11 protein-coding genes are annotated in these 13056 nt (G+C 64.6%); 4 read left to right on the top strand and 7 right to left on the bottom strand.

Annotated elements, in window-relative coordinates; translation table 11 throughout:
- The first annotated feature begins 2 nt into the window (after positions 1 to 2).
- On the top strand, positions 3 to 1160 hold the full coding sequence (locus F8G81_RS15100; protein WP_267275510.1) for a cysteine desulfurase family protein: 1158 nt from the start codon (positions 3 to 5) through the stop codon (positions 1158 to 1160).
- Between the two features lie 61 nt (positions 1161 to 1221).
- On the opposite strand, the gene F8G81_RS15095 is transcribed toward F8G81_RS15100, so the two are convergent.
- From F8G81_RS15095 to F8G81_RS15080, 4 genes are read right to left on the bottom strand one after another with little or no spacing between them, the layout of a single operon-like run.
- Positions 1222 to 1959: a VOC family protein gene (locus F8G81_RS15095; protein ID WP_267275509.1), complete on the bottom strand. Its 738-nt coding sequence runs from the start codon at positions 1957 to 1959 to the stop codon at positions 1222 to 1224.
- Positions 1960 to 1999: 40 nt separating this feature from the next.
- A complete protein-coding gene (locus F8G81_RS15090) occupies positions 2000 to 2503 on the bottom strand; it encodes a GtrA family protein (RefSeq protein ID WP_267275508.1) in 504 nt (167 codons plus the stop codon).
- Positions 2504 to 2520: 17 nt separating this feature from the next.
- Positions 2521 to 3366: a fumarylacetoacetate hydrolase family protein gene (locus F8G81_RS15085; protein ID WP_267275507.1), complete on the bottom strand. Its 846-nt coding sequence runs from the start codon at positions 3364 to 3366 to the stop codon at positions 2521 to 2523.
- 1 nt (position 3367) lies between these two features.
- Entirely contained in the window at positions 3368 to 4027 is a 660-nt protein-coding gene (locus F8G81_RS15080) for a DUF1684 domain-containing protein (protein WP_267275506.1), read from the bottom strand.
- Between the two features lie 167 nt (positions 4028 to 4194).
- Here F8G81_RS15080 and F8G81_RS15075 point away from each other — a divergent pair, with 167 nt between their 5' ends.
- Positions 4195 to 5028 (top strand): hypothetical protein, encoded by an 834-nt coding sequence (locus F8G81_RS15075; RefSeq protein WP_267275505.1) that lies wholly within the window; start codon positions 4195 to 4197, stop codon positions 5026 to 5028.
- A 74-nt stretch (positions 5029 to 5102) separates the two neighbouring features.
- The gene (locus F8G81_RS15070; protein WP_267275504.1) at positions 5103 to 5909 is read left to right on the top strand and encodes a transglutaminase-like domain-containing protein; all 807 of its coding nucleotides are present in this window, start codon (positions 5103 to 5105) and stop codon (positions 5907 to 5909) included.
- Between the two features lie 39 nt (positions 5910 to 5948).
- Here F8G81_RS15070 and F8G81_RS15065 read toward each other — a convergent pair whose 3' ends face one another.
- Both F8G81_RS15065 and F8G81_RS15060 read right to left on the bottom strand, forming a co-directional pair.
- The gene (locus F8G81_RS15065; protein WP_267275503.1) at positions 5949 to 6431 is read right to left on the bottom strand and encodes a MarR family winged helix-turn-helix transcriptional regulator; all 483 of its coding nucleotides are present in this window, start codon (positions 6429 to 6431) and stop codon (positions 5949 to 5951) included.
- Positions 6431 to 7540 carry an LLM class flavin-dependent oxidoreductase gene (locus tag F8G81_RS15060; RefSeq protein WP_267275502.1) on the bottom strand — a complete coding sequence of 370 codons (1110 nt, stop codon included), beginning with the start codon at positions 7538 to 7540 and terminating at the stop codon, positions 6431 to 6433. Before F8G81_RS15060 ends, F8G81_RS15065 begins: the two co-directional genes overlap by 1 nt.
- A gap of 265 nt (positions 7541 to 7805) precedes the next feature.
- On the opposite strand from F8G81_RS15060, the gene F8G81_RS15055 reads away from it, so the two are divergent.
- Positions 7806 to 9698: a DUF222 domain-containing protein gene (locus tag F8G81_RS15055; RefSeq protein WP_416377057.1), complete on the top strand. Its 1893-nt coding sequence runs from the start codon at positions 7806 to 7808 to the stop codon at positions 9696 to 9698.
- 37 nt (positions 9699 to 9735) lie between these two features.
- Here the strand turns inward: F8G81_RS15055 and F8G81_RS15050 are convergent, their stop codons facing one another.
- Positions 9736 to 12963 carry an efflux RND transporter permease subunit gene (locus tag F8G81_RS15050; RefSeq protein WP_267275501.1) on the bottom strand — a complete coding sequence of 1076 codons (3228 nt, stop codon included), beginning with the start codon at positions 12961 to 12963 and terminating at the stop codon, positions 9736 to 9738.
- Positions 12964 to 13056: the final 93 nt, after the last annotated feature.

Raw genomic sequence — 13056 nt, 5'->3', positions numbered from 1 at the left:
CCATGATCTTCCTTGACGCGGCCGCCACCACCCCCGTGCGGCGCGAGGTGCTGGATGCGATGTGGCCGTATCTGACCGGTGAGTTCGGCAACCCGTCCAGCCACCATTCTCTGGGGGAAACTGCCGCGGCTGCGCTCTCAGGGGCCCGGGCTGCCGTTGCCGGGGTGCTCGGCTGCAGGTCCGGCGAGGTGACGTTCACGTCCGGCGGCACCGAGGCGGACAACCTGGCCGTTAAAGGCATCGCCCTGGCGCGGCAGGCCGCAGATCCGGTGCTGAACCGGGTGGTGATCAGCGCCGTCGAACATCCTGCCGTGGAGGAATCGGCACGGTACCTGGAGCGGTTCCACGGTTTCGCCGTGGACGTGGTTCCCGTTGACGGAACAGGGCTGGTGAGCCCGGAAGCACTTGAGGCGGTGCTCCGGCCGGAGACTGCGCTGGTCAGCGTGATGTACGCCAACAATGAAGTGGGGACAGTCCAGCCCATCGCCCGATTGGCTGCGCTGGCGCATTCATGCGGCATCCCGTTCCACACGGACGCGGTTCAGGCCGCCGGCTGGCTGTCCGTTGACGTCAAGGCGCTGGGTGTGGATGCCCTGAGCATCTCCGGCCACAAACTTGGTGCGCCCAAGGGGTGCGGGGTGCTCTACGTCCGGGGCCGCACGCGGATTGAGCCGCTGGTCCACGGCGGCGGCCAGGAACGCGGCCGCCGCTCGGGGACGGAAAACGTTGCGGGCGCTGTGGGGCTTGCCACTGCCCTCACCATGGCGCAGGCCCAGCAGCTGCAGGCCGCGGAGCGGGTGGCGGCCCTCCGCGATGCCTTCATCGCGTCGGTGCTGGCCGGCGTTCCGGAGGCTGTGCTGACGGGCCACTCGACCGAGCGTCTTCCCTCCGTGGCGTCCTTTTGCTTCCCCGGTACCAGTGGTGAGTCGGTGCTTTTGGAGCTGGAGCGCAGGGGTGTTGTGTGTTCAAGCGGTTCGGCCTGTGCCGCCGGTTCCGATGCGCCATCGCCTGTCCTGACGGCTCTGGGCATCGAGGCCGAGGTGGCACAGACGGCGGTACGCTTCAGTTTTGACTCGTCCGTGACCGCCCTGGACCTGGAGACAGCAGCGCAAGGCATCCGGGACGCCGTCGCAAGCGTCCGTTCCCTTGGCTTGGCGTGATGGCGCATTAGCACCTAACCAGGGTGACCTAATCGGAAACTGACCGGGCAGAGGTTCCGGGTCAGCGTGGGGAGAGCACGCAGAAGTCGTTGCCCTCGGGGTCAGTGAGGCACGCCCAAGGGACATCACCCTGGCCGACGTCGGCGGCAGTGGCCCCCAAGGCCAGCAGCCGGGCCACCTCCGCTGCCTGACCGTCACCAGGGCTTGGCATCAGGTCGAGATGAACGCGGCCGCACACTGCCTTGACCGCGGGCGTGCGAACAAACTCCAGATATGGCCCCACACCCTTGGCCGAACGCAGCCTAGCCTGATCATCTGTCACCTCGTGCACGGTCCAGCCCGTAGCCTCGCCCCAGAACCGGGCCATGGCCCGAGGGTCCGTGCAGTTAACCACCACGGCGGCGATGGGCCCGGTATCCCGGTGGATCCGGCGAGGCTCCAGTACCCGGAACATGTTGCCCTCCGGATCTGCCAGAACGGTCCAGGGCACATCATTTTGGTCAAGGTCAGCCAGCGTTGCACCAAGCCCCACCAGGTGCGTCACCAGCTCCGCATGATGGGCCGCGGAAGTGGTGCCGAGATCGAGGTGCGCACGGTACTTCACCGTCTCGGGGTCCGGAACGGTAACCACATCGACGCAAACGGCTGAGGGGTCCGGCCAGTCAAAGCCCATCGGTTCGACGTTGGTCACGCCTGGTCCCTCGCTGGAAACTCCCCAGCCAAGCGCTTCGGCCCAAAACCGGCCGAGCGCTGAGTCATCCCGTGCCTTGAAATTCACCTGAACGAGTTGGAGTCCCATGCCGCCATATCCTAGTAGTCGGGGACGCCGGATGACGCTGTCAGCGGTGGCGGGCCCGGCGAAAGATCCAGTGCCGCAACATGGTGAAGCGGACTGCCGTGGCCAGGAAACCTGACAGCGTGGTGGTCAGGAGTTCATCGGACACCGTGGCTTCCGGGCGCAGCCAGTGCAGGACGCCCAGGCTTCCCCCGGTGATGACCAGGGCAACGGCAATCACCACCAGGCCGTTCAGGTGGTCGCGTGCCATCCGGCCCTGCCCCTCGATTTTGAAAGTGAATCTGCGGTTGAGGGCCGTATTCATCATGGAGGTCAGGACAAGGGCGGCAGCGTTGGCCAACTGAGGACCCAGCCAGGGGCGCAGTAGCGCATACAGACCCAGGGAAGTGGCAGTGCAGATGATGCCCACGCCGGTGAAACGTATGAGCTGCCGGAGCACGGGAAACCGCAGTATTCCGCGGTAGTGCTTGGTGGCCGGTGCCCGCCTTGTTGCGGGTTGGCTGCGGGGCTGCTGCGTCAGTTGGGCGGGCGCAGCAGGGGAATCCATGGGTCAAGCCTGACACATCAGGCGCTGAAACCCTCCCCGGAGCCTGCCTTGACCGGGTTTGAAAGTTCGCCTATTCCCTCCACGCGGCACGTCACGGTGTCACCGGGAACTATCGGGGCGCTCTCCGCCGGGAAGCCGGTGAGGACCAGGTCGCCGGGGTGGAGCGTCATAAACGATGTCAGGTAGACAAGGATTTCATCCACTTTCCAGCCCAGGTCAGCTGTGCTTGCCGCTCTCAGGTGGGTGCCGTTATGGACAATGCTGATGGCAAGGTCCGAGTCGTCCAGGCCGGTGACAATCCATGGCCCGGCCGGCGTGAAAGTGTCCTGGCTCTTCGCGCTGATCCACAGTTCATCCGTTTTCTGCCGGTCACGGGAGGTGACATCGTTGCCGATGGTAAACCCCAGGACCGCGCTGCGGGCATTCGCGGTAGTCAGGCTTTTGGCCTTTGTACCCACAACAATGGCCAGTTCCGCTTCGGGATCTACATGGCCGGACCCGGCAGGCAGCTCAATGGCATCGCCGGGGCCAATGACGCTCGTGGCCGCCTTGTGGAAGGCCTGTGGCGGCATGTCACGCCCGGCCTGGCCCGTGTTGTGCGCCATGCCCAGGACATTGGCCGGAACGCAGGGTGCCAGAAAGGTAAAAGACTCCTCCGTCACATGGTCGCCGATTTCCCAGCCGGCCCGCGGGGCGCTGCCGGCGTTGGCCGGGGAACCCGGAAACGGGGTGGCCACTACCGTCCAGAGGGTGCCCGCCGGGCTGGTGACGTCGGTGCTTCCGTTCGCGACGAAGAACTGCTCACCGGCTGATGCAGCCGGGAGCGGACGGACCCGGGCCAGCCGGCGTGGGGCAGGTTCCACGTCAGTACAGCTCGCCCACCGGGATGTCCACGGCAAGCCTGTTGGATGGCCCCGCAAGAGGGGAGGTCCATGCGTCGTTGTATGCGGAGGACGGGTTGTAGGCGAAATTGAAGTCCAGGACGAATTCCGCCGCGGGGCCCGAGCCGCGGACGCCGAGGAAGGCGCCCATGCTGGTATCCAGCAGGTACCGCCCGTCGCCGTAACTGCCACGGGGCTGGCCTGACGTGGCGTCCCTGAAGGGGACAAAAATGCCACCACCATAACCGTGCAGCTTCCAGACCGCGAGCTGGCCCATCTCCGGAAGATCAAACGTGCCCAGGCGGACAAAACGGACAGTTCCCTCGGTGGTTTCGACTGTCAGCTCCCGCCCTGCACCCTCTTTGGTCAGGGGCACATGGAAGCGGTAAATCGGATCGTAGTCAGCGGTCTTCAGCCCGGAGAAGCGTGCCTTGTCCTGCTCGGTCAAGGCAGATGCCGGATGGGTGGCAAACATGCGGTCGCGTTCCTGCCGCCAATAGCTGTGCGCCTCGGCGGGGTTCTCCACGGCGATTTTCCGCACCGTGTCGTAGAGGGCAAAGGTCCGCAGCCGCCAGTCTGCACTATCGATGGCGGAGATGTCCGCCAGGCTGCCTTCGGCCGTGCCGTACTGCTGATCCGCCATAACCCCAAGCCTAGTCCGTCCGGCCACCGCAGCCCGCCGGACCGCGACACACAGCGAGCCGCGCCTTAACAGCCGCTCCTGGTACAGGTGCCCGTGCCATGGGCGAAACGCTGACGCCTGTCCCCATCAGCACCAACGCCTGTGGCTAATACAGCTAGGCTGGCTCCATGACAGGCAAGGCAACGATGGGCGGACTGCGGATCGCGGCAGTACTGCTGGCAGGGGGCATCCTGGCCGGCTGCGGCGGGCAAGGCCAATCGGCGCCCTCATGGACCGCTCAGCCGGACGCGTCCTCCGCTGCCGATTCCGACGCCGGCGGAACAGCCAGCCCTGCGGCCAAAGAACCGGTGCCTGGTTCAGGTTCGTCGGCGGCAGGTTCAGCATCCGCGGACGCAGCGTCCCCCGATGCATCAGCCCCGGCGACGGCGTCCGCATGGAAGTCCTTTTCGGATCCAGGTAAGACGGTCAGCTTCGAGTTGCCGGAGGAATGGATCGCCCAGTCGGTTGCTCCCGAGGAAGGAACCCAGGCCGGAGCGCTGAAGATTGAAGTGAAAAAGCAGGACGGCACAGTGGTCGCTGTCCTGAAGACCGGGCTTCCGCCGTCGGCGTCCGAATGCCCGGAAGCGGCACGCAGGCCGTACACCGTGATCAGCAGCCTTCCGGTGGACCTCCCGGCGCTGGCCGGGGAAGGCACCATAGCTCCGCATGTGGTGTTCCGTGTGATCCAGGGCTACCGGTACTTTGGCTCGTACGGCATCACCAACATTGTGGGCGGAGCCGACGGCCAGGCCTGCGAGCTGCGGAACGTTGTCCGTGGACCAGCCGGGAAGGGCGACTATTCCTTCGGCGACCTGGGAACGCTCAAGGCTTTTGCCCCGGACGAAAAGGTGGCTCCCGCCAAGGCGTTCGATACTCTGGGACAGGCGGCAAAATATGCCCAGGAGAGCCCTGAATTCGCCAATGTCCAACGGATGCTAATGTCTCTGGAGATCAAGAACTAATCCTGCTGCCGGCTGTACCAAGGCCCGGCGGGAGCGGCGGCCATCCTGCTGCCAACCCAATACTCCGGAGACTCATGGAACGCACCGTTGCAGCACGCCTGGTATTCAAGACGGTGGCCGACACAAAGGCTGCCCTGGCCGTTGCCGTGGCCAAAAACCCTGGCTACTCCTCCTTTTCCGAATCCCTTGCCGTCACGGTGGGCGGCGAGCCGGTTCCGGTGACGGAGCTTCCGGACCACCACGGGGGACGGATGCACTACATGGAGTTTGCCGACCCCTCCGAAGTCACTGTTGACTATTCAGCAACGGTGACAGGGCAGGCCCTCCCTGAGGAAGCCTCACTGGCGGACCTCATCCGTTACGTCCGGCCCAGCCGCTATGCCGAATCCGACAAGCTCCTGCCCACGGCCTATGCGGAATTCGGCGGCCTGCACGGTGAGGAACTGCTGCACGCTGTCAGGAACTGGGTGTACGGCGAGCTGAGGTACATCAGCGGCTCGTCGAGGGGAACGGACGGGGCGGTGGAGACGCTCCTGAACCGCCGCGGGGTATGCCGGGACTTCGCCCACCTGGCCATTGCTCTGCTCAGGTCGAAGGACATTCCTGCCCGGCTCGCGGCTGTCTACGCCCCGGGCCTGAGCCCCATGGATTTCCATGCCGTAGCTGAAGCGCACGTCAACGGCGCGTGGCACATCATTGACCCCACCGGGCTGGCGCCCAGGGAGTCAATGCTCAGGATCACGGCGGGAAGGGATTCCGCCGACACCGCGTTCCTGTCCACCATCGGCGGCAGCCTGACCCTGAACCAGATGCGCGTCACCGCTGTGGTCAACGGAAACCTGCCGGTCGAAGACCCCGCCAGGCTGGTTGTGCTGGCCTGACAGGCTGCGCCGTCAGGAGAGGCTGTACTGTCCTGAAGGCTACTTCACCGGCTGTTTTGCCGGCCGGGCACCCACGGAGTTCTTGAGCTTCTCAGTCAGGCGCTTCAGTTCCTTTTGCTCGGCTGCGGTAAGGGCGGGCCCCATCAGGCCGGCGATGTCGCGGACGTGCTCACGGCCTATCTCCTTCTGCAACTCCACCCCGGCCTCGGTCAGCTTCAGCAGCACGCCGCGGCCGTCGTCGGGAGCCGGTGTCCGCGCCACAAGGCCGCGTTTCTCCAGCCTCTCCACCAGCCGGCTGAGGCTGGACTGGCTCAGCAGGACATGGTCGTTCAGTTCGTTGAGCCGTAGCCAGCCGGAAGGACATCTGGAGAGCGTGAAGAGGACGTCATATTCATTGAGTGCCAGCTTTCGAAAGGCGGGCCCCGACTGAAGCTTCCGCATCACCGCTACCTGGGCCCGGAACAGGGACTCCCATGTTTCAGCGGCGAGGCGGACAGGGGATTCAGATCCTCCGCGGCTCATCACGCCTCCGACGGTGCGGGTTCGGCGCTCTGGGCAGCCATCAGGGTGGCAACCCGGCCGGCATGCGTGGGCGGATCCGGAACGTGCGCCGGCTTCAGTGCGGCGTATTCCTTGCGGAGGACAGGGAGGACTTCCTCGCCGAACAGGTCGAGTTGCTCAAGCACTGTCTTCAAGGGCAGGCCCGCGTGGTCGATCAGGAACAGCTGGCGCTGGTAGTCGCCGAAGAACTCCCGGAATGTCAGGGTCTTCTCGATGACTTCCTGCGGGCTGCCCACCGTGAGCGGGGTCTGCGACGTGAAGTCCTCCAGCGACGGGCCGTGGCCGTAGACAGGAGCGTTATCGAAGTAGGGGCGGAACTCCTTCACGGCATCCTGCGAGTTCTTCCGCATGAAGAACTGGCCGCCGAGGCCCACGATTGCCTGGTCCGCCTTGCCGTGCCCGTAGTGCTCGTAACGCTCGCGGTAGAGGCCGATCAGCTGCTGGTAGTGCTCCTTGGGCCAGAAGATGTTGTTCGCGAAGAATCCGTCACCGTAGTAAGCAGCCACTTCCGCGATCTGCGGCGTGCGGATGGAACCGTGCCACACAAAGGGAGCGACGCCGTCGAGCGGCCGCGGCGTGGACGTGAAGTTCTGCAGCGGGGTCCGGAATTTCCCGGACCAGTTCACGGTGTCTTCATCCCAGAGCCGGCGCAAAAGGCTGTAGTTCTCGATGGCCAGCTCCACGCCGTCCTGGATGTTCTTGCCAAACCAGGGGTAGACCGGCGCCGTGTTGCCGCGGCCGAGGACGAGATCCACCCGTCCGTCCGAGAGGTGCTGGAGCATCGCAAAGTCTTCGGCGATTTTCACAGGATCGTTTGTGGTGATGAGCGTGGTGGCCGTGGACAGGATGATGCGCTCGGTCTGCGCCGCGATGTAGGCGAGCGTAGTGGTGGGGGAGGAGGAGAAGAAGGGGCGGTTGTGGTGCTCGCCGATGGCGTAGACGTCCATGCCGATTTCTTCGACCTTCTTGGCGATGGCCACCGAGGCTTTGATGCGCTCGTTCTCACTGGGGGTGCGGCCTGTGGTGGGGTCAGTGGTGATGTCACTGACGCTGAATACGCCGATCTGCATGATGTGCCTTCCGTTGCTGGCTTCTCCGGGCTTGTTTTAACTGTACCCGAAACTAGATGCATTTGCATCTATCGTCTCATGTAACGCACGACAGCTGCAGTTATTCCCGTGACGTGGCTTAGCCACGAACGGGGCTCGGGCGGGCAATCTGATGCACGACGACGGCGACGCGGCGATGCGCTACGCCGTTCAGTTTCAGACGCTTCTGTTTCGGGGCCCGAGTTCGGGCGGCGTTTTTGTCAGACCCTGATGGGATGCTTTTCTTATGGACAGCACGGGTGCCTGGACAGCAGGGAGCGGGGCGGGAATGGAGGCTGCCACCGGCCCTGGGATCGCGGGTTCCCTGGCTGCTGTTGAAGCCTCCACTGCTGCCCTTGGCCAGATCATCAGGCCCACTTTGGATGACAGCACTGCTTTGGATGACAGCACTGCTTTGGATGACAGCACGGCTGGCCCTGGCTCAGCTGGTGACCTGGACCGTCATCCGATGCTGGACGCTGATCCATTGCGCCGGCGGCTCGACGCCTACTTGAAGGGGCTTGCCGAGCTCGCCCGCACCGAAGCAAAACATGCGGCACTGAAGGTACATCTGGCCGCTGGAATCGTCGAGCTGGAAGAGGCCATCGCCGTCCCGGCTGTGACTGCGCAGGATGCCACGGCGCAGGAAATGTCGGTCGTCGCGGAGGTAGCGTGCGCCCTGACAGTCAGCGAACGCGCCGCGGGTGCCCTGATCTCTGAATCGCAGGCGCTGACCAGCGTCCTGCCCCAGACCTTGTCCGCGCTGCAGGAAGGCAGCCTTTCATGGCAGCACGCCCGGATTATGGTTGACGAAACCAACAATCTGGACCCCGACGGGGCCGCGGCGTTAGAGGCGCATTTCCTGGACCCCGGGGCACCCAATCCAGCCCGCGGAGTCGCGGCCGGTGAGCTCGTCCCGTCACGGTTCCGCGCCAGGGCCCGTTCCTGGCGCGAACGCCACCACCCCGTCTCCATCGAGAAGCGCCACGCCAAGGGAGTCCAGGACCGGCGGCTGGAGTACCAGCCGGACCGCGACGGCATGGCCTGGCTCTCCGCGTACCTCCCGGCCGATCAGGCCTCCGGGATCTGGGATCGGACCACCACCGCCGCACGCGCCCTGCAGGGCCCGCACGAAAGCAGGACCCTCAGCCAGCTCCGCGCCGACCTGGCCGCCACCTGGCTCCTCACCAACAACACCACCGGCACCCTGGCCGCAGCCACAGCAATGGCCGACGACGGAACGTTGGGCGGAAATAACGGTGAGTTTCATGATGGGATCGGCACCAGGCTCGGCACCGGCATTGGCAGCGGCGGTGGTGTGCCGTCGCCGACAGCGCAGGTGCTCATCACCGTCCCGGTCATGGCCCTCCTGGGCGCCACCGACGAACCGGCCACCCTGGACGGCTACGGGCCCATCCCGCCGTCCATGGCCCGGCGCCTCATCAGCGACGGCGCCACGTCGTTCATGCGGGTCTTGACAGACCCCCGCGACGGCGCACCACTGGAAATCGGCCGGACCAGCTACCGCATCACCAAAGCGATGCGCCAATGGCTCCGGCTCCGGGACGGCAAATGCCCCTTTCCCGGCTGCAACAACCACTCCCTGGACAACGAAGCAGACCACCTCCTCGCCTGGGCCCGCGGCGGCACTACCGGCATATCCAATCTCGGACAGCCCTGCCCAAAACACCACAGACTAAGGCACACCACGGCCTGGACCCCAACCGGAGCCAGCAAAAACAAACCACCCGGCTGGACCTCACCAACAGGACGCCACTACCCCAGCGAACAACCCGACTCGGAACCACCCCACTGGCCGGAGGAAAGAGCGGATACTCACGCTGGCCTGGACCTGATCGACGGAGTTTCTTCATTCCTTGATCTCGTTGGTGCCGACCCGGCTTATTTTGAGCAGTCTGGCCTATCCCTGCCCGATACTGGTCTGCCCGATGCTCTACTGACTAATGCTGATCAGCCCGATACTCATCTGCCAGATATTCATCCGCCGCATCCTGACTCGAGGAATGCTGATCTGTTTGAAGGCTGCGCGCCAGACAGTGACGTGGACGACGCCCACCTGCCTGCGGATCCGTTCCCGGAGTGGTACTCCTTTATGGCCGCGGATACCCGGGGTGCCTGACAGGTTTCGGGTTTGCCGGGAGGGGGCGCGGAACTCTCTATTCAGGTTCCCCGGCAGCAGCGCGGCGGCCTGTTGCCTTGGGGATCATCCCGGTGGTCCAGTCACGGAACTCGGCGTCGACGTCGTTCGCCTGCTCGAACTCCGGGTGTCCGTGCATGGCGCTGAGCAGCGCTTTCTTTTCGCGCCGCCCTTCCACCAGCCGGTACAGCACAGGAACCAGCACCAGCGTCAGGGCGGTGGAGGAGACCAGGCCGCCGATCACCACAACAGCCAGAGGCTGGGAGATGAAACCGCCGCCCCCGGTCAGACCCAGTGCCATGGGGGTAAGGGCAAAGACCGTGGCGAGCGCGGTCATCAGGATGGGCCGGAGTCGCTGCCGTGCCCCATGCGTAATGGCATCCGCCACGACCATGCCGGGCTGGCCGTTGCGCGGTTGGCGATACTGGTTGATGAGGTCAATGAGCACAATGGCGTTGGTCACCACGATTCCCACCAGCATCAGCATGCCAATGAGGGAAGGCAGCCCCAGCGGAACACCGGTCACGAGCAAAAGGGCAACCGCGCCGGTCGCCGCGAACGGGACGGACACCAGCAGGATCAGCGGCTGGATAAGGGACTTGAACGCGGCCACCATGATGACGTAGACGATGGCAATCGCTGCCAGCAGAGCCAGGCCCAGCTGCTGGAAGGACTCCGCCTGCTGGGTAGTGGCGCCGCCGATTTCAGCGGTGACTCCCGGGGGGAGAGCCACTGACGTGAGCCGTTTCTGCACCTCCGCGTTGACGGCGCCGAGATTGGACCCCGACGGCGTCACTGACACTTTGGCGGTTCGCTGCCCGTTGCTGGCGGTGATGGAGACCGGAACATCCACCTGCTCCACGGAGGCGATGCTGCCCAGGGTCACGAGGCCTGCGGCGGCAGGAAGAGGGATGGCCCGCACAGCGTCTATGCTGGCGAATTTGGTGCCTTGGCCGATCTGGACGGGAAAGTCATTGGTGTCGATCCGGACTGTGCCGGCAGGGACGGGGCTGATGGTTGAGGCCAGGACGCCCGCCACCTGCTCTTCGGTCAGCCCTGCCGCCACCGTTCTGGCACGGTCCACCTTGACCTGGACAACAGGCTGGCTGGCCGCGAGGTTGGTGGTGACTTCGCTGGTGCCCGGCACACCCGTCATGGCCTGGACCATGGCATCGCTCGCTGTGCGGAGATCCGCGGACGTTGCCGCTTTCAGGGTGATGTCAACGGTTGAGGACGTGCCGAAGCCGCCTTGTTGCGTCCCCACAGAAATCTTCCCGGAGTCCGGCACCTTGGCCAGCTCATTCCGGACAGTCTCCTGCAGCCGGGCCTGGTTGACCTTCTCATCCGTGACCACTGTAAAGGTGGAGTTGGACGCCCCGGACGATGTCAGGGCAGCAAAGCCTGTTTGTGCGTTGCCTGAGGTGACCTGGACGTTCTTGACGCCGTCGATGCTGCGAATGACTTCTTCAAGCCGGATGGCGGCAGCACTGGTGTCCGCCAGGCTTGTTCCGGCCGGCAGCACCTGGCGGACGGTCATGCTGTTCTGGCCGGAATCGCCCAAAAGGTTGGTTGCCAGCAGGGGCGTCATCGCGGCGGTGCCTCCCAGCACCAGGGCAGCGGCCACCAGCGTCACGACAGGGTGCTTCTGGGTCTTGGTGAGGATTGGGAGGTAACCGCGCTGCAGCGGCCTCTTTTGTTCGGCCTCCTGCGCCTTTGCCCGGGCAGCCGCCGCTTCGTGGCTGGCCGTTGCGCCATCCGTTGATGATCCTGCACGGGTTGGAGACTTCAGGAACCAGTAGGCGAGAACGGGGACGATCGTCAGGGACACAAGCAGGGAAGCGAGGAGAGCCATGGTGACGGTCAGGGCGAACGGGCGGAAGAGCTCGCCGGCCAGTTCCCCCACAAACGCAATGGGCAGGAAGACAGCCACCGTGGTCAGGGTCGAGGCCGTGATGGCACCTGCGACTTCGCGGATCGCCGTCAGGATCGCAGTGACCTTTTCCTCTCCGTAGCTGAGGTGGCGTTTGATGTTCTCGATCACCACAATCGAGTCGTCCACCACCCGCCCGATCGCAATGGTGAGTGCGCCCAGCGTGAGGATATTCAACGAGTAACTCGTGGCGGACAACCCGATGAAGGTGATCAGGAGGGAGAGCGGGATGGAGATCGCAGTGACTAAGGTGGAACGCACGGACATCAGGAACACCAGGATCACGCCGACGGCAAAGCCCAGCCCCAGCAGCCCTTCGGTAGTGAGGTCCTTGATGGATTTCTCGATGAAGGGGGCCTGGTCGAACACGGCCGTGAACTTGGCGTTGGAGCCGAGTTCGGCTTCAAGCTGGGCCAGGGAGTCCTTTACCGCGTGCGAGATGCCTACGGTGTCGCCTTCGGGCTTTTTGGTCACGGAGACGGCCAGCGTTTCCTCGCCGTTGGTGCGGGTTATGGATGTCCTTGGATCATCCTTGAGACTGACGTCTGCCACCGTCCCGATGGTGGCCGAATCCTTGGCACCGCCGAGGGGAAGGGCTTTGATGGCGTCCAGTGAATCCACCGGGCTGCCAACCTGCAGCGAAAGCGTTTTACCCTGTTCTTCTATGGTGCCTGCGGGAACCAGTGCACCGTTGTTGGTCAGGGCATTCCGGATGGACTGGATGGTGGCGCCTTTGGCAGCCATGGCGTCGGCACGGGGAAGGATTTCGATGTGCTGGGTGGCGCCGCCTGTCACATCGGCGCCCCGGACGCCGTCGATCTTCTGGAGCGCGGGAACGCTGAGGCGTTGCAGATCGGCGTTCAGGTCGCTGAGCGGTTTGTCCGATGACACGGCCAGGAACACGATGGGGAAGTCACTGATGCTGCCGGCGATGGCCCGCGGCTGCACGTCCTCGGGCAGGGAGCGCTTGGCATTTGAGATGGCGCGGTCGATCTGGTTCCGGGCCCGGTCCAGGTTGGACCCGTAGGTGAACACCATCGTGATCTGCGAAACGCCGTTGCGTGACGTGGAGGAGGTGGACTCCAGGCCTTCGACGCCGTTGAGCGCAGTCTCCAGAGGCGCGCTTACCTGCTTGTCCACCACCTCGGGTGACGCGCCGGGCATGGCTGTCAGGACAGTGATCTGGGGAAACTCGATGGAGGGTATGAGTTCCTGCTTCAGCGATGACATGGTGATCACCCCGAACACGGACGCGAAGACTGTGATCAGAGCGATCAGGGCCCGGTTTGCCAGTGAAAGTTGTGCCAGCCGGAACATCGCGTGGACTCCTGTGGGGTTGACGGACTGCTGTGGACCGGATCTGCCGCCCCTCCGCGTTCGGGTCCCGGCCTGAAGACCGGGACCCGAACG

The sequence above is a fragment of the Arthrobacter sp. CDRTa11 genome (assembly GCF_026427775.1).
GTDB lineage: Bacteria > Actinomycetota > Actinomycetes > Actinomycetales > Micrococcaceae > Arthrobacter.
This window is presented reverse-complemented; position numbering and strand designations above follow the sequence as displayed.